Origin of the sequence: Halolamina sp. (assembly GCF_036626355.1) — an archaeon.
Taxonomy (GTDB): domain Archaea; phylum Halobacteriota; class Halobacteria; order Halobacteriales; family Haloferacaceae; genus Halolamina.
The window spans coordinates 1-15,735 of record NZ_JAZKRY010000069.1 but is presented as its reverse complement, the minus strand read 5'-3'; the positions used below and the strand labels follow the sequence as shown (position 1 = coordinate 15,735).

The 15,735-nt window shown below is 64.1% G+C and carries 17 protein-coding genes; 8 read left to right on the top strand and 9 right to left on the bottom strand.

Annotated elements, in window-relative coordinates; all coding sequences use genetic code 11:
* The first annotated feature begins 101 nt into the window (after positions 1 to 101).
* Positions 102 to 1,043: an NAD-dependent epimerase/dehydratase family protein gene (locus V5A38_RS11195; RefSeq protein WP_332325846.1), complete on the top strand. Its 942-nt coding sequence runs from the start codon at positions 102 to 104 to the stop codon at positions 1,041 to 1,043.
* Positions 1,044 to 1,060: 17 nt separating this feature from the next.
* Here the strand turns inward: V5A38_RS11195 and V5A38_RS11190 are convergent, their stop codons facing one another.
* The 3 genes from V5A38_RS11190 to V5A38_RS11180 form a co-directional block, all read right to left on the bottom strand.
* Entirely contained in the window at positions 1,061 to 1,402 is a 342-nt protein-coding gene (locus tag V5A38_RS11190) for a BsuPI-related putative proteinase inhibitor (protein WP_332325845.1), read from the bottom strand.
* A 105-nt stretch (positions 1,403 to 1,507) separates the two neighbouring features.
* Positions 1,508 to 1,699, bottom strand: a complete 192-nt coding sequence (locus V5A38_RS11185) for a methytransferase partner Trm112 (protein ID WP_332325844.1) — start codon at positions 1,697 to 1,699, stop codon at positions 1,508 to 1,510.
* A gap of 291 nt (positions 1,700 to 1,990) precedes the next feature.
* Positions 1,991 to 3,319, bottom strand: coding sequence for an adenylosuccinate synthase (locus tag V5A38_RS11180; protein WP_332325843.1), 1,329 nt, complete (start codon positions 3,317 to 3,319; stop codon positions 1,991 to 1,993).
* A 208-nt stretch (positions 3,320 to 3,527) separates the two neighbouring features.
* Here V5A38_RS11180 and V5A38_RS11175 point away from each other — a divergent pair, with 208 nt between their 5' ends.
* Complete coding sequence (locus tag V5A38_RS11175) at positions 3,528 to 3,833, top strand: hypothetical protein (protein ID WP_332325842.1); 306 nt, start codon at positions 3,528 to 3,530, stop codon at positions 3,831 to 3,833.
* Between the two features lie 31 nt (positions 3,834 to 3,864).
* Here the strand turns inward: V5A38_RS11175 and V5A38_RS11170 are convergent, their stop codons facing one another.
* On the bottom strand, positions 3,865 to 5,994 hold the full coding sequence (locus tag V5A38_RS11170; RefSeq protein ID WP_332325841.1) for a hypothetical protein: 2,130 nt from the start codon (positions 5,992 to 5,994) through the stop codon (positions 3,865 to 3,867).
* Positions 5,995 to 6,149: 155 nt separating this feature from the next.
* Positions 6,150 to 6,491 carry a hypothetical protein gene (locus V5A38_RS11165; RefSeq protein WP_332325840.1) on the bottom strand — a complete coding sequence of 114 codons (342 nt, stop codon included), beginning with the start codon at positions 6,489 to 6,491 and terminating at the stop codon, positions 6,150 to 6,152.
* On the opposite strand from V5A38_RS11165, the gene V5A38_RS11160 reads away from it, so the two are divergent.
* The 3 genes from V5A38_RS11160 (at position 6,490) to V5A38_RS11150 (ending at position 8,870) form a co-directional block, all read left to right on the top strand.
* A complete protein-coding gene (locus V5A38_RS11160; RefSeq protein WP_332325839.1) occupies positions 6,490 to 7,110 on the top strand; it encodes a DUF998 domain-containing protein in 621 nt (206 codons plus the stop codon). The genes V5A38_RS11165 and V5A38_RS11160 overlap by 2 nt on opposite strands.
* Positions 7,111 to 7,608: 498 nt before the next feature.
* Complete coding sequence (locus V5A38_RS11155) at positions 7,609 to 8,238, top strand: hypothetical protein (RefSeq protein WP_332325838.1); 630 nt, start codon at positions 7,609 to 7,611, stop codon at positions 8,236 to 8,238.
* A complete protein-coding gene (locus V5A38_RS11150; RefSeq protein ID WP_332325847.1) occupies positions 8,238 to 8,870 on the top strand; it encodes a hypothetical protein in 633 nt (210 codons plus the stop codon). The genes V5A38_RS11155 and V5A38_RS11150 overlap by 1 nt, the downstream gene beginning before the upstream one ends.
* Positions 8,871 to 8,992: 122 nt before the next feature.
* On the opposite strand, the gene V5A38_RS11145 is transcribed toward V5A38_RS11150, so the two are convergent.
* A complete protein-coding gene (locus tag V5A38_RS11145) occupies positions 8,993 to 10,453 on the bottom strand; it encodes an MATE family efflux transporter (RefSeq protein ID WP_332325837.1) in 1,461 nt (486 codons plus the stop codon).
* Positions 10,454 to 10,838: 385 nt separating this feature from the next.
* Here V5A38_RS11145 and V5A38_RS11140 point away from each other — a divergent pair, with 385 nt between their 5' ends.
* Complete coding sequence (locus tag V5A38_RS11140) at positions 10,839 to 11,360, top strand: zinc ribbon domain-containing protein (protein WP_332325836.1); 522 nt, start codon at positions 10,839 to 10,841, stop codon at positions 11,358 to 11,360.
* An 85-nt stretch (positions 11,361 to 11,445) separates the two neighbouring features.
* Here the strand turns inward: V5A38_RS11140 and V5A38_RS11135 are convergent, their stop codons facing one another.
* Positions 11,446 to 11,655 carry a hypothetical protein gene (locus V5A38_RS11135; RefSeq protein WP_332325835.1) on the bottom strand — a complete coding sequence of 70 codons (210 nt, stop codon included), beginning with the start codon at positions 11,653 to 11,655 and terminating at the stop codon, positions 11,446 to 11,448.
* Positions 11,656 to 11,776: 121 nt separating this feature from the next.
* Here V5A38_RS11135 and V5A38_RS11130 point away from each other — a divergent pair, with 121 nt between their 5' ends.
* Complete coding sequence (locus tag V5A38_RS11130) at positions 11,777 to 12,748, top strand: Gfo/Idh/MocA family oxidoreductase (protein ID WP_332325834.1); 972 nt, start codon at positions 11,777 to 11,779, stop codon at positions 12,746 to 12,748.
* Between the two features lie 35 nt (positions 12,749 to 12,783).
* On the opposite strand, the gene V5A38_RS11125 is transcribed toward V5A38_RS11130, so the two are convergent.
* Positions 12,784 to 13,803, bottom strand: coding sequence for a proline racemase family protein (locus V5A38_RS11125; RefSeq protein ID WP_332325833.1), 1,020 nt, complete (start codon positions 13,801 to 13,803; stop codon positions 12,784 to 12,786).
* A gap of 286 nt (positions 13,804 to 14,089) precedes the next feature.
* Between V5A38_RS11125 and V5A38_RS11120 the strand changes: the two genes are divergently transcribed.
* Positions 14,090 to 14,575, top strand: a complete 486-nt coding sequence (locus V5A38_RS11120; protein WP_332325832.1) for a hypothetical protein — start codon at positions 14,090 to 14,092, stop codon at positions 14,573 to 14,575.
* Positions 14,576 to 14,704: 129 nt separating this feature from the next.
* Here V5A38_RS11120 and V5A38_RS11115 read toward each other — a convergent pair whose 3' ends face one another.
* Positions 14,705 to 15,295 carry a PQQ-binding-like beta-propeller repeat protein gene (locus V5A38_RS11115; RefSeq protein ID WP_332325831.1) on the bottom strand — a complete coding sequence of 197 codons (591 nt, stop codon included), beginning with the start codon at positions 15,293 to 15,295 and terminating at the stop codon, positions 14,705 to 14,707.
* Between the last annotated feature and the right edge of the window lie 440 nt (positions 15,296 to 15,735).

The window sequence follows — 15,735 nt, the reverse complement described above, 5'->3', positions numbered from 1 at the left end:
CGCGGGTGGCACTTTCGGTTCGCGGGCGTAACGCCGTCGCCGCCCGCGAAATGTTTTACCCCAACCGGAACGCACTTGCCCGAACCCCGACATCCGCGGATATGGAACTTCGTGAACAGCGTATTGTCGTGACCGGCGCTGCCGGGCTGGTCGGCTCCCGCATCGCCGCCGACCTCGCCGCCGAGAACGACGTGTTGGCGGTTGACGACCTCTCGAAAGGCGACCGCGAGGCGATCCCCGACGGCGTCGAGTTCGTCCGCGCCGACATGCTGGTGCCCGACGATGTGGCCGAAGTCGTGACCGACGAGACGGATATCGTCTTGCACTTCGCCGCACACACCGACGTGCGGATGGACAATCCCGAGGAGGAGCGCCGTGTGTTCGAGGAGAACACCGAGATGACCTACAACGTCGTCGAGCGGATGCGCGAGGTGGGCTGTGACGCGCTCGCGTTCACCTCCTCCTCGACGGTGTACGGCGAGGCCCCGCGACCGACGCCAGAGGATTACGGCCCGCTGGAACCCATCAGCATCTACGGCGCCTCCAAGCTCTCCGACGAAGGCGTCGTCTCGACGTTCGCGAACTCCTACGGCATCCAGTCGTGGGTGTTCCGCTTCGCCAACATCGTCGGCCCGCGTCAGCGCGGCAACGTCATCCCGGATTTCATCCAGAAGCTCCAGGCGGACCCGGAGGGGCTCACCGTCCTCGGCGACGGTCGGCAGGAGAAATCCTACCTCCACGTTGCGGACTGTGCCGACGCAATCCGGTACGTCGTCGAGCACGCTGGCGCCGAGTACAACCTCTTCAATCTCGGCTCGCGTACGACCACCTCCGTCGTCGATATCGCGGATATCGTCGCCGACGTGATGGATCTCGACCCGGCGTACGAGTTCACCGGCGGCGACCGCGGCTGGACGGGCGACGTCCCGAAGATGCGACTGGATACCGACAAACTCAGAGCTCTCGGTTACGACGTCCCCGAGGACAGCGACGAAGCCGTACGGCGCGCGACCGAACAGCTCTACGCGGAGCTCGAGGAGTAACCGTCTCCCCGGCCCAGTTAGACGGAAAACGTCGTCTCGTCCTGTAGCTCCCGCTCCCGACAGACGACGTCGCCAACCGCGCGGTAGGTCCCCGGCGCTGGCTCCACCCACTCCTCGCGGAACTCGACGCTCTCCCCAGCTGGGACGGGTTCGCTCCCGAGCATCTGCGCGAACATCTGTCCTTCGTCGGAGCGCCAGATCGGCTCGGCGGCGTCGTTCTCAGCGGAGAACACTGAGATCCGGACCCGTTGGCTGTCCGAGAACGAGAGCGCAACATCGTCATCGCCGCGGTTCTCGACGCGCAGAGAGAAGGCGACCGCATCATCCCCGGGTTCGGCGTCGATGGTCGTTTCGAGCATGGTCGAACGCTCTACCCCCCCGGACAAAAAGTTCGGTACGTCTCTCCGTTCTTGGCGCTCGGTTCCGTACGCTGGGTCCCGCCATGACCGTGACTGCCGGTTCGGTTACTCGGCTTCCTCACGCATATCCGGCGGGAGGAGGTTCGGAATCCCGTCCTCGATGGGGTAGGACTCGCCGCAGTCGGTGCAGGTCAGCGTCCCCGAGAGCACTTCGTCGCCCTCGCGCTCGTCGACGTCGAGTTCCAAGTCGTGTTTGTCCATCGGACAGCAGATGATGTCCATCAGCGACTCCTTCATTACCCATCGCTGAGAGCGGGTCAGGCAAAAGGGTAGGGGTTCCGCGGCGACCCGGGGGGACGTCGAAGATCTATCCGTGGCGTAAGTTGAAGAAGGAAAACGGGACTACCCTGCGTGTGCGCTGAGCAGAGCCACGGAGCGTCACGCGGTTGTGCGACCCACCGCTTCGTGGAGCAGCGAGGGCGATGCCCTCGATATCTGTGGGTTGCCTGTTCGCCAGCTCACGGATTGCTCGACAGGGCACTCGGCTCCAGAAGGTGATTCGTGGGACTGCTTACCCGGCGAGCGGCGCTACTCCCAGGGTGTCTCGCGCTCGACGGTCTGGTCGCGGTCGGGGCCGACGCCGACGGCGTACACCGGCGCCTCGAGTTCCTCCTCCAGATAGCCGAGATACTCCCGCGCGGCGGCCGGCAGCCCGTCGTACCCCTCCTCGACGATGGCGCTCCAGTCCTGCTCCGCCCAGGTCTCGAACTCCCGGAACGCGGGTTCACAGGCTGCCCACTCCTCGGTTGTCGCTGGAACCGTCCGGAGGGTGTCTCCGTCGAGGTCGTACTGGTGACAGACCTTCAGCTCGTCCAGCCCGGCGAGCACGTCGACGTGATTGACAGCGATGGCGGTGAACGAGGACCGCCGTGCAGCGTGGCGCAGCATGGGGATGTCCAGCCAGCCGATGCGCCGGGGCCGGCCGGTAACGGTACCGAACTCCCCACCTTTTTCCCGGATTTTGTTGGCGAGGTCCTCCTCCGCGTCGGTCATCTCGGTCGGGAGCGGCCCGGAGCCGACCCGCGAGAGATACGCCTTCACGATGCCGACGATCTCGCCCTCACCGAGCAGCTTCGGGCCGATACCGGAGCCGATAGCGGCGCCGCCGGCGGTCGGGTTCGAGGAGGTGACGTAGGGGTAGTTCCCGTGATCGATATCGATACTCGTTCCTTGTGCTCCCTCGAAGAGGAGGTTCGCGCCGTCTGCGTGCTGCTCGTAGAGGAAATCACCGGCCTCCACGGTCATCCCCTCCTCCCGGAGGCGCTCGCCGTACGCCGCGTACTCCGCGACCAGCTGGTCCACGTCGAACTCGACACCGGTGTCGACGTCGAACACCTCTTCAGCGATGGCCCGCTTCTGCGGGACGGTGTACTCGAGCCGGTCCCGGAGTACATCAGGGTCGAGGAGGTCGCCGACGCGGACGCCCCGCCGGCCGGCCTTGTCCTCGTAGGTCGGGCCAATGCCTCGACCGGTCGTGCCGACCTTGGTTCCGGAGCCGGACTCGTCCTTGTCCGCCTCCTCCATATTGTCGAACACACGGTGGTATGGCATGATGACGTGTGCGCGCTCGGCGAGGCGCACGTCCGGGTCGAGGCCCTGCTCCTGCAGCGACTCGATCTCGTCGAACAGGGTTCGGGGATTGACAACACAACCGTTGCCGAGCACGCCGGTCTTCCCGCGCACGCTGCCGCTGGGCACGAGTGAGAGCTTGTACTCCTCGCCGTCCTCGACGACAGTATGACCTGCGTTATCTCCTCCCTGATACCGGACGACGACATCGGCCTCGCCGCCCCAGCGGTCGACGAGGGCGCCTTTCCCCTCGTCGCCGAGCTGTGCGCCGACGATGATGACGGTCATACGCGGAGATTCTTCAGCCCCAATTAAACCGGTTACGATGCGCCCCCCATACCGGTCAGGCACGGCGGCGGGCGAGAGTCTCCCCACGTTGCTCGCCTCGGCTCTTGGCCCGAAATGTTAACTACACCCATCTCGTTGACCAACGTATCCCCTATCGCCCGGCCCGAGGGTAAGCTTTAAAAGCTAGCAAGAGAAGTTAACATATAGCATGATAGATCGACTTGAGAAAGAAGTAGACATGTTGGAGCGGCATCTTCAGGTGCTGCGAATGGTAATCGAGAACGAACCCATCGGCATCGTGAAGATGTCGAACGAGACCGGCTATCCGCATCACAAGGTCCGGTATTCACTGCGTGTGCTCGAGGAGGAGAACCTCATCGAGCCGTCGAGCCAGGGAGCGATCACCACCGACCACACCGGGGAGTTCGTCGACGACCTGGACGAGAAACTCGAAGACACGGTCGATAAACTGCGGTCGATGCGGATCGAGTCGGCGCCGGAAGCCGATAACTGACGCGTTCAGTTTCGAGAGGACGGCTGTTTTCCTAAAGCTCCGGGACGCTGACGTGGAACTCCTCGTCTCGTGTTTCGACGAGACAGAGGTGGTAGCCGCTCTTGCGCGAGAGCTTCACGAAGCTCTTGTTCTTGTCCCGACTCAGGAATCCGCCACCTGTCGCGTCCTCCGTTGTCTCCAACGAGCCCGGGTCGTAGTAGCTCGTCGTGACGAAAAACGCTCCGGCGAGACTTTCCTGGGCTTTCGCGACCGGGGTGGCGTTCTCGATGAGCGTGCCGAGCATCGACTCCGTCGCGGCCTCCCGCGAGTCGTTCAGGTCGGCGACGATGAGTGGATTTCCCATCCGGTCACGAAGCATCACGTCGAACGTCGCCGTCTCGGGCGGTTCCCCCTCATCTGTCGGGAGTGTGACGCCGCCCTGGAACTCGATCCGGTCGATCTCGGGAATCCTATCGAACAGCTTCCCGAGCCCCGACTGGTTCCCCGTTTCGAGGATTTCATAGATGAACTCCTGGACCAGCCAGTGGCCGAAGCCGTACTCGATCGTCCCGTGGAGCCACTCCTCGAAGGGCTCGCCGTCGACGACTGCGCCCTCCTCTTCGAAGTCGGTGTGGTGCTCCAGTCGGAGGTTTTCGTTCACGTCAGCACGTTTCGCGTCCCCCCCGTGGGCGTCTTCGAGTGTCGCGCCGCCCTGGCGGTTGTAGCGGACGAACAGGTTCGTCCCCTCGAACGCCCGGTCCTCCGAGATGTCGTGATCGCCTTCGGGAATATACTCCTGGACCTCCGCCAGTTCTGATTCGGCCCTCGAGAGCTCCGACTCCAGTTGGTCGACGGTCGTCTGCAGCTCTTCGACCTCGGCTTCGAGTTCGGCTACTTTCGCCTGTGTCTTCTCGCGCTCGCGCTCGAGGCGGTCGCGCTCCTCCCGGAGCTGTTCGGTCTCCGAGTGAAGCTCGTCGTTTTGCCCCGCAAGCTCCTTGACGCGCGCTTGCAGCCGGTCACGTGCCTCTTTCAGCTCCTCGACTGCGGCATCGTTCTCTGCCCGCCGACGCGGTTTGGTAACCGCCGTCGCCGCATCAGCCGTCTCCGTCTCGACCCCGCCCGGAACCTCTTCGGCCATATCGACGGACTCCTCGGGGTCCAGCGCTGGAATGGTTTTTGCGCCGCGCCACTTCTGCTCCTCGGCCGTTCCTGGCTCTCCCGGCCGCGGTTCGGATTCGGGTTCAGGTTCGGGTTCGGGTTCGGGTTCGGGCTCCGGGCGGTCCGCGTGCGTCGGTTTCGGCTCGTCCGCTTCGGCGGCGGACTGCCGCCGGCTCTCGGTCGGTTCCGATTCGTCGGCTCCGTGGGTCGGTTCGCGTTCGGCGGCCGCTTCCGCAGTGCGCTCGCCAGATGTTTGCCCGTTCGACTTGGACTCCTCATCGCTGGCGGTTTCTTCGGCGCCGGTCGCGAGTTCTTCGGTGTCGCTCGGACGTTCAGTCTCGGCCGCTGGCTCTTCGGTTCCACCGTCTTCAGCAGGCTCAGCTTCGTTTACAGCGGCCGGCTTATCATCCTCCGCAGGTGGCGGCTCCTCGGCCCCGTCGGTTTCGTCGTCGTGGACGCTGCCCGCAGCAGGAGGTTCGGGCTGCTCGTCCGGGATATCGGTGATATCCAACTCGACGGTGTTGACCTTGTAGATTCCCACCTCGCCATCGGCGCGTTCGAACGCCTCGTCGCCGGTGAGCCGTTCGCCCTGGTTACCGACGAACGCCACGGGAAGCGACCGGCCGCCGTAGTAGGAGACGTAGTAATCACCCGAGAGGACGTTCTCCGAGAGTTCGATGTACCCGGTGAAGTTGCCGGACTCCAGTGTCTTGGTAACCTCTGAGAGGGGCGTATCCTCGCTGTAGTACTCCGCGCGTGTCTCACCGCCCGTCTCCTGCATCGCGAACAGAAGTGGGAGGGACGCATCCGGCGACTCGTAGGCAGTGCCGTCGGCGTCGGCGAACGAATCCATCTCGCCGTCGAAGCAGCCGAGTACCCGGCCGTTCAGCATGAATAGCCACGCGTTGCTGTCGGTGGCCGCCCCGCTGAACTCGCGGTCGGCGAGTTCGCGCAGTCCGTCGTGGCCGCCGGTGAACGGCTCCGAGCTCCAGTCGGTAACTCGCTCGACCGTATTACTCTTCATCGTTGCGAGATTGTTACCGGGTGTGGGAAAATACTTTCCGGAGCGACCGCTTCGAACTGATGGTCTATTTACTCGTTCCGGGGTTCGGTCTCGGAGCTGTCTCCCGCGGGGCGCTGCGCGCCGTCGGAGCCGCGTCCATGGACAGCGCGACCCGTTCAGAGTATCGAACGCGTGAGTAGAGCGACCGCCGATGGCACGATCAGTGCCAGGAAGGCGATGAACGAGGGCGCGACGCTGATGCTGATGGGGAGTGACCCCGTCAGTAGCAGCCACACCGTGCCGGCGGCGACGATAGTGATGCCGAAGGCGGCGCTCGCGGCGAACGCGCGCTCGAGCGAACTCGCCGTTAGTCCAAGGAGGATGCCGGCGACGACGAGCCCCACGGGGTGGACGAACGTTGCAATCAGGCCGATGAACCACGCCAGCGACGACGCGACGTCGGCTAACCGGCCGGTACGAATCGGGGCGAGTCGCCCCTCGGCGTCGAACAGCGTCATGGGACGAATCCTCGCACGACCGTGTTGTGACGTCCCCAACACATCAATCCCGCGTTCGCGTCGGCAGTGGGCGCGCCGCTCTGGACCGGTAGCTGCCGCCGTCACTATCGGCAGTCTCCTGGCGGCGACCGTAATTTCGCCGACATTCTCGTGGTGGGCAAGCGCACTCTCTGACCTCGGCACTACGGGCACGAGCGCGTGGCTGTTCAACGGGGGACTCCTGGTCGGCGGTCTGCTTGGCCTCCCATATGCGTGGGCGCTCTGGACTGCAGCGGCCGACCCGCTCGGTTATCTGCGCGCCACCACTTTTGTCGGCTCTCTGCTCGCGATGGCCGGCGTCGGACTGTTCCCGGCCGGTCGCCCCCCACATCTCCCGCTCGCAGTCGCGTTCTTCGCGCTCGCGTCGCTCACGCTGCTCGTCGACGGTGTCGCGCGGCTGCGGCTGCTGACCGGGAAGCTCACCCTGGGGTTCGGCATCGCCTCCCCGCTTTCCTGGCCGGTCTGGGGGCTCTGGCTCGCGCCCACCGGTGGAATCGCGGTGCCGGAGTTCGTCGGCGCCGCGCTGTTCGCGCTCTGGATCGGTCTCCTCAGTCCCGAGCGACCGGGACAACTGGGGTGAGACACCCGCTGAACAACTGGGGTTCAGTGCGCGATTTCGGCGAACGCGTCGATACCGGTCCACCTCGTCTCCTCGCTCGACGGCGAGCACGGTACACGTTTGTCCGCGCGTGGACGTCGATATCCTCGCGCCCGTGGACGAGACCCTCAGGGTACGGGGCGAGGCGTCCTGGTTTGTGATGCAGAACGGGGTAGCGTTGTCGAGCCGGCGGGGTTGCCGAGTTCGAACGTCGCGTTCGTGTTGGCGCCCGGTGGGCCGCCCTGTGCGAAGTCGGTCGTGTGTCGGTCGACGGTGCGAGCAACTCCCCATCGCCGCGGCGGCTGTTCCTCGGCCAGTATCGCGAGTAGGCTTTCCTCGCTGAACCAACGCCAGTATCGACAGGGTCTCTTCGCACGCGGTGTCTGCGGTGGCTGACCGCTCGACGCGCATGTCGAAGCAGCGGGCGAGCGGGTCCGACCAACAGCAGCCTTATGCGCCGAAGCGTCGTCAGGTGAACACGTGAACAACCGAGAGCCAGCGGAGCGGTCCGGTGAGGCTGATGACCTCATCGAGCGGCTGTTCCGGAGCAGTCGCTTCAACGCGATCCTCGCCTGGCTGTTCATCGTCCCTCTGCTCGCCATCTGGGTCGAAAGCGCTCTCGACGTGGATTACCAGTGGACCGTCTTCGTGGGTGCAGTCGCGGTCATCGTCCTCATCCCACCGGTTGTGTACCGTGACTGGCAGATGATGTTGCCCTGGGAACTGCTGCTCCTCGCTCTGTTCCCCATCCTCGTCCGGGGGCTGTTCGGCGGGGAGGTCGGGACGTTCGCCGCCTATCTCTCGATTGCCGGCCTCGCCCTCATCGTCACCGTCGAACTCAACAGGTTCACGTCGCTCAGCGTGACACACTGGTTCGCCGTCGTGCTGGTCGTCATGACGACGATGGCGTCGGTGGCCGCCTGGACCATCGTCCGGTGGAACCTCGACCGCACCGTCGGAACGAACTATCTCACGACGAACGAGAGCCTGATGATGGAGTGGCTCTGGGTCACGCTCGCCGGCGTCGTCGCCGGCCTGCTGTTCGAGGCGTACTTCCGTCGACGGGACCGCCAGCTCCGCCGACTACTCTCGCGGGTGATTCGCCGATGATGACGCTGCTTTCGCGCCCCTCGACGGCGACGCAGCGACGCATCATCCGAGGGATGCAGTTGGTGCTGCTGGCTATCGTCGCCTACGGGCTCCTGGCCAAACAGCCCAAAGCGATCATCAACGGCAGCATGGCGCTGTTGGTCACCTTCGTCCCGGCGCTGCTCGAGCGGAACTACGACATTCCCCTCGACCCCTGGCTCGGCCTCTGGATCACGACAGCGGTGTTCCTGCACACGCTCGGGTCGGCGGGGTTGTACGGGCAGGTCCCGTGGTGGGACCACCTCACTCACGCCACGTCCGCCTCGCTCTTAGCGGGCGTCGGCTACACCGTCGCCAGAGCCATCGATCTGCACGCGGAGGATATCCACCTTCCTGCACGGTTTGCGTTCGTCTACATCTTCATTGTCGTCCTCTCGTTCGGGGTGGCCTGGGAGCTGTTCGAGTTCGGACTGGACATCGTCTCAGACGCGACGGGTGTGACGATGCCCCTCGCACAGCGGGGCCTCAACGACACCGTGAAGGACGCGATGTACAACTCTATCGGCGCGCTCATCGTCGGCCTGTTCGGACAGGCCCACCTGACTGGCGTCGCCGAGGGGCTCCGCGAGCGGTGGCTCACGGACGAATCCTAGTCCAGTCGGCGGCCTCGGCTTCGGTCGACCGCTGAGCCCGGCCCACGGAACACGGACGCGAAACCACTCGGAACACGTGCCGGCGCCGACTCGTCGGGTCGTGTAGCCGCGCCCGTTCGGCATTAATCGACGGCCGTCGCCTCGGCGTCGGTCTCGGCCGCGTCAGGGCGATACTGTCGGCTCACCTCCTTCCACTCACCGCTCCGGAACCGCCAGTAGTTGATACTCGCCGGAATGGTCGTCTCGGCGATGAAGGCGAGATAGAGCCCCCAGTGGCCAAGCACCGTCACCGAGCCGAGATACGCGAACGGGATCGAGCCGCCGAACATCCCGAGGAGCTGGCTGAGGAACGGCACACGGGTGTCGCCGCTGGCGTCCAGCGGGCCGATCGCGGCGCCGGAGACACCCTGGAACAGCACCGCGACACAGGCGGCGTAGATGAGGTTTATCGCGATTGGCACCTCCGGCCCGGGCCCGCCGGTGAACAGGAGCACCAGTTGCTCCGCGAAGACGGCGATGATGATCGCCGAAACGGCGTAGGTAGCGACGGAAAAGCGGATGATGTCGTGGCCGTAGGCCTCCGCGAGCTCCTCTTTTGCCTGGCCGAGCGCCTGGCCCGAGAGGCTGGAGGAGGCGAGACCGAACCCCCAGCCGGGCGTGTTCATGACACCCCAGATGCGCCGGGCGATGACGAACGCTGCGACGGTGCTGGTGCCGAACGTCGAGAGGATCGCGAGCATCGGGAACTCCGCAGCGGTCCAGACGAGATTTCGCGCGCCGACGGGTGTGCCGATACGAATGAGGTCGCGGATGGTCGGGCCGTCGAGGTAGTTCCCGTACGGGTTGATGGTGACGGGGAACGTCCCGAGCAGTGGCGCGTGGCCCTGGGAGATGCCGATAGCGAACACCGAGACGGCGATGACGTTCGAAAGCACCGTGCCGAGCGCTGCTCCCTCGACGCCGAGACCGAGGCCGAAGATGAAGACGGCGTTGAGCACGACGTTGACCACGGCGCCGCCGGCCCGCACCTGCATCGCGGTGAAGGCGTCGTCAGCGCCGACGAGCACGCGGCTGCCGACGAGGTTCAGCCCGGCGAAGGGAATGCCCAGCCCGACGATACGGAGATAGTCCGCACCGTAGGCGACTGCGCGGGCGTCGTTGCTCAGCAGGCCGACGAGCTCGGCCGGAAACATCCAGAACGTCACCATCACCGGGGTGGAGATGAGGACCACCAGCAGCGTGCTCGAGCGGACCGAGAGCCCGAGTTCATCGTAGGCCTCGGCGCCGTAGCGCTGGGAGACCATGGCGATTGTGCCCCCGGCGACGCCGCCGCCGATGGCGAAAGCGATTCCCCAGAACGGGCCGGCGAACCCGACCCCTGCAACGGCTTTCGTCCCGAGTGCGGCACCGACCATCGCCACGTCGACCGCGTTTTTCGACATGCGCGCGACCCCGGTGACGATGCGGGGCCACGCCAGGTCCGTCGTCTCGATGGCCCGCTTTCGGTCGATGATGCCGAAGCGTGCCAACAGCAGGCCGATGGCCAGTATCGGCAGGCGGAAGATGTTCGAGACTCGGGACACCAGTTCGGGACTCGCCCGCGACTCCGAAGAGGCTTGGCAATCCCGACTGGTTCACCGGCATCCCCACAGAGTATCAACGTAGATTCCAGCTCTATCGAAGGGCTTCACTTTCAGACGGCTGCCCACCGCGCATATACGGTCCGCCCGCCGGGCTGGATTGGAGGTCCTGCACCTCGGTATGCTTCATAGGAGCGCTCTGTGGAGCACTCGACACCGAAGACTGAGCGCCCGTCGAGGAGTTCTCCGAGGAGCCACTCGAGGCGCGTGACCTGCAGGAGTCCCCGGTCTGCCTGGGGGAGGCGCTCACCCGCAGCGGTGACGTTCCATTGTGTGCCCCTCTACAGGCGCCAGAAGAGCTACCCTTGTTCATCTCCACGGTCCGGCCATGACCGACGAGTCGACCGACGACAGTCCGACCGCGTCCGAAACGAAGCCCCCGGGAAGCGACTCCGAGGAACCGGCTACCGAAGGCACCGCTGACACCGAGGAACGTCCGCAGGGAACAGAGTCGGTACGCGCCAGTCGCGGCCCAGACGAAGTGTTCTGCCGGAACTGTGGCGCCATCATCAGTGAGGAGGCCGAAATCTGTCCCGACTGTGGCGTCCGCCAACGCGACCCACCAAATACCGCCGTCGACTCGCTGCTCGAGGAACTGACTACGGGCGGGAACCCGTTCGTGGCCGCCGGGCTGTCGGTGGTGTTCCCGGGGCTGGGCCAGCTCTACAACCGCGAGCTTCAGAAAGCGATTCTGCTCATGGTCGCCAGCTTCATCGCACTGGCCTCGATGCTTGCCTTCGTCGGCCTCATCCTCTATCCCGCAGTCTGGCTGTACGCTATCTACGACGCCTACGTCGTTGCCGACCGCCAGTCGAAGGAGAACGAGGCGGGCGGCGACGGGCCCGACTAACCGGCACCGAAGAGACCAGTCGTCGACGGGCAAGCGTGCTGGAACCGCCAACGGTGAGCCCAGTCACCGACAGCAGCGAGTCCGACTACGTCAGGACGGCGACGACGATGAACAGCGAGTGGTGGACAAGGACCCCCCACAGAATGATCATCGCCACCGGACCAGGCGGCCGCGTTCCCCCTGTCAGGACGATCCCGGTCGCGGGCAGCACGAAGAAAGCAAGGAGGAGGTACGCGTGGCCGACACGCTCTGGAAGCCTGTCGAACGCCGTTACTCCCCTCCCCGTCCTGCGCATCGTGGGTTGGGGGACAGCCCCACTCCCAATAAATCCCGGCGGGTATGACCCCGAGACTGGTTGCCGAGAGACCGGGCCGGAATGCTGTACCTACAAACCCCCACAGGTGCCACCACTGGTCATGTACAACGCCGCGATCGTCGGCTGTGGAGTTATCGGGAACCGCCTCGCCGCATCGTTCGAAGACCACCCGGAGACGACCGTCTGGGGCGCCTGTGACCTGATCGAAGAGCGCGTCGAGTCGTTCGCCGACGAGTACGATGCGGCGGCGTACACCGATTACGAGGAGATGGTCGCTGAGGACGCCGTCGACTTCATTTACGTCGGCGTGCCGCCGGTCGTCCACCACGAGGTTGTCGCTGCCGCCATCGACGCCGAAAAAGCGGTCATCTGCGAGAAGCCGATGGCCGAGAGCACCGAGGTAGCCAAGCAGCTCGTGACGCTGGAGGAGGTGGCTGACCAGCCGACGGCGGTCAATCTGCCGTTCCGCTACACGCCGGGATTCGTCGAACTTCGCGAGCGCATCGCCGACGGCGATATCGGGATGCCCAAACGCATCGAACTCACGTTCCGCTTTCCCCAGTGGCCCCGCGAGTGGCAGGACGTGGAGTGGCTCACCAGCCGCGAGCAGGGCGGCCCCCTCCGTGAGGTCGGGACACACTACCTGTTCGGCGTACAGGAAGCGTTCTCCCCGATCGACCGGATCAACGCCGAGGTAACCTACACCGGTCCCGAGAGCTACGAGGAGTCCATCACCGGCTACTTCGACGTCGACGGCGTCGCCGGCACGCTCGACGTGCTGACGGACTGCGAGGTCGACGAGCAGAACTCGATGACTGTCATCGGCACCGAGGGCTCGCTCACGCTGCTCGACTGGTACCGGCTGGCCGAGAGTGCCGAGGGCGAGGACCAGAGGATCATCAACGAGACGCGGGGTGACACGACCGGGCAGCTCGTCGACGAGTTCGTCACCGCACTCGACGGCGGCGAGGGTAACCTCGTAAGTTTCGCAGAGGCCACGCAGGTCCAGCGGGCGGTGGACGCAGTGTTCGCCTCGGGGGGGAAGCCGGTGGTCGTGCCTGACGAGCTCTGAGCGGGTCAGAGCGAGATCTGCTGGTACCCGTTCGGTCACCGAAGCACGAACCCTTCGCGGAAGGGATCTGCCGGGTCGATGGTGAAACTGCTCGTCCCCGTGATGTGGGCTTCTCCCTCGACTTCGGGAATCACCGCGTCGTCCCCCTCGAACTCGGTCGTGTCGCGAATCGTCCCGGTGAACGTAGAGCCAACGAGACTCTCGACAACGAGCGTCTCTCCGGGTTCGAGATCCCCCTTGACATGCTGGATCGCGAGGTGACCGCTGACGCCAGTCCCGGTTGGACTGCGATCGATCTCGCCGTCCGCGAAGAGACAGACGTTGCGGATATCGCCTCCTGCTTCCGGTTCGTCACTGATGATGATGCCATAGAGGAAGCCGAGATCCTCATCGGCCGGATGGACGAGCGAGATGTCCTCGGCGACAGCAGCCTTCATTCTGCGCCCGATCTCCACTAACTCGTGCTCGTCTGTCCGGCCGAGAGACAGCCCCAGTTCCTGGGCGTCACAGTACGCGTAGTAGGCGCCACCGAACGCCACATCGTACGTCACAGACCCATATCCCGGAACAGCTGTCGTTTCGTCCAGGCTGACGACGTAGGACGGCACGTTCTCGAAAGCAACCCGCTGAATTCGTTCCCCGTCATCCTGCGGCCGAGCAGTCACTCGTCCTGCGGGGGTATCCATCTCTATTCTCGGGTTTTCCGATCCTACCTCGACAATATCGAGCTCCGGGAGCACAACCCCCAACGCGATGACACCGTGCCCGCACATCGTACTGTAGCCTTCGTTGTGGGTGAACAGAACCCCGATATCGCCATCCGCGGTGACGGGGTCAGTGAGAATCGCCCCGTACATGTCGGCGTGGCCACGAGGCTCCCACATCAGCGCCGTTCGAAGGTGGTCGTGGTTCTCGCGAGCGTCCCGTCGCTTCTCGAGCATCGTGTCGCCCTCGATCTCCGGGAATCCATCGACGATGACTCGCAGTGGTTCGCCACCGGTGTGCGATTCGACTGTCTCGATCCGTGGCCAATCTGTTGGTGGTTCCCAATCCATACCCGGTTGGCTGGCGCTGGTGCCCTAAACGTTTCTTCGCTGTACGAATGGCTGCTTCCAGCAGTTGAGACTGGTCATCTCAATGCATGGCCAGTAACAATCGAACGGATCAGCTGTGTGATTACTATTCGTTTCCGAGCACGGACGTAACTTATTTTCGATGAGTGATCTATTAGACGTGTATGTCAGGGGCCAGGGACCCCCCACCACGTCTCCGCCGAGGGGACGACACGCGACCGAGTGACCGAGCGGTCCGACGACGGATCACGTCGTGGACCGGTCCGACATGAGCGGTGTCTCACCCTCGTCGAGGGACTCAAACATCGTCGGCAACGTCCTCGCCGTGCTGACCGGGCTGACCATGATCGCCGGCGCGGGCTACTTGTACGTCGAAGATGGACCGCAGGAATTGATGTTCCCACTCGGGGGGTTCGGCGTACTGATCGTGGTCGTCGCCGCTTACAGCGCGGTCGCGACTGTCCGAGAGCTTCGCCGCGCGGGGATCACCGACCCGGTCGTGATCCTGAAGAAGGACATGCGTCCTCGCGATGAGATCGTCGGGCGACTCGTCAGGCTCGCACTCCTGTGGGTCGGGCTGATCGTCTTCTACGCCGTCGTCGTCTCGACGCCGTCGGCAGCGCCGGCGGAGATACTGGTGCTGGCCCGCACGAATCCCTCGCTGATCGCCGGCGTCGTGCTGCTGAACCTGGTGCTGGTGGTGGCGACGGTGTTCGTACGGGAGGGGAACAGCACTGGCGGTGGCGGCGTCTGACCGTCCGGCACCGTAGCCTCGACGGCGGCGGTCGTCCGGGTGGTCATCGGTGGGCCTCTGAGTACAGCGACATCGGGGTGTCGTTACCCTTTGGGGTACTGGCGTTGGACCGTTCCTATTCGTCCGTCGTCATCTCTGGCCGTAGGCGGTTCGTATTCGATCCGCGCTCGAATTGGTCCGCGTCGTGTACAGGCGCCCGCCGGCAACCGCCACTCTGGTCGCCCCATCGGCCTCCCTGGCGAGCTTCGAGTCGCCATTGGCTTTCGAACGGACCCTGATCCGGTCTCCCGTCGAGTAGACGACGCCGTTGGCTGCGACTCCGGTGGTAACCCCTTGGAGCCCGCCGACGAGCGATGTTGTCCACAGTTCGGTTGCGTCAGACGGGTCAAGTGCGATTGTCTCGTCTCTCGCGGTCCAGATGTAGAGCCCGTCGCCGTCGACGGCAGACGTGACGTCACGCGTTACCCATCTTCCGCTCCGTTGTTCCCACTGAATTGTCCCGTCGGTTCGGTTGAGCCCGAGAGATCCGTCGATATCGTGTACGAACACCGTCTCGTCTTGTACCGCAAACGGAATCGGATCCGGATGCAATTCGTTTTCCGATTGCTTTACGAATCGCCACAATTCATCGCCCGTTTCGGCGTTTATTCCAACAATTTCTTCCGTTCCGCTCCCCTCATCGATAAAGATTATTGCACTGTTGGTGTGTACCGACCACATTCAAAAGCGAACGAAGCTGTTCTGCCGGGCGTATTTTGTTCATCGAACGGCCCGTCTACTGGACAGCTGGACGTGACTCCGTGCAACAGATATCCTCTGTATCTTGGAGTTGGTTCCTATCAATATCTGGATGGATCAGATCAGTGCGTGCAAGATACAGCGCGCACATGCAGCAGTAGGATGCAGTGCTCAGTACAAACCGTATGAAGACCGGACAAAACGGTCGCAGAGACCGTAAGGTCCGACAGTTTGAACACCCCAGATGAGTGGACGTGTGCCGACCCATATCCGGACTCAGGTATGAGGAGAGTCACGACCATCGCCAGAACTATTTCGCTATAAACGGTAGTCTGAATTCATGTCAACATCAACTCCGGGAGCCACTGAAATCAACCACCAGCCGTCTGTACGGAACACGCGACTCCGGTTATGGAACGCGC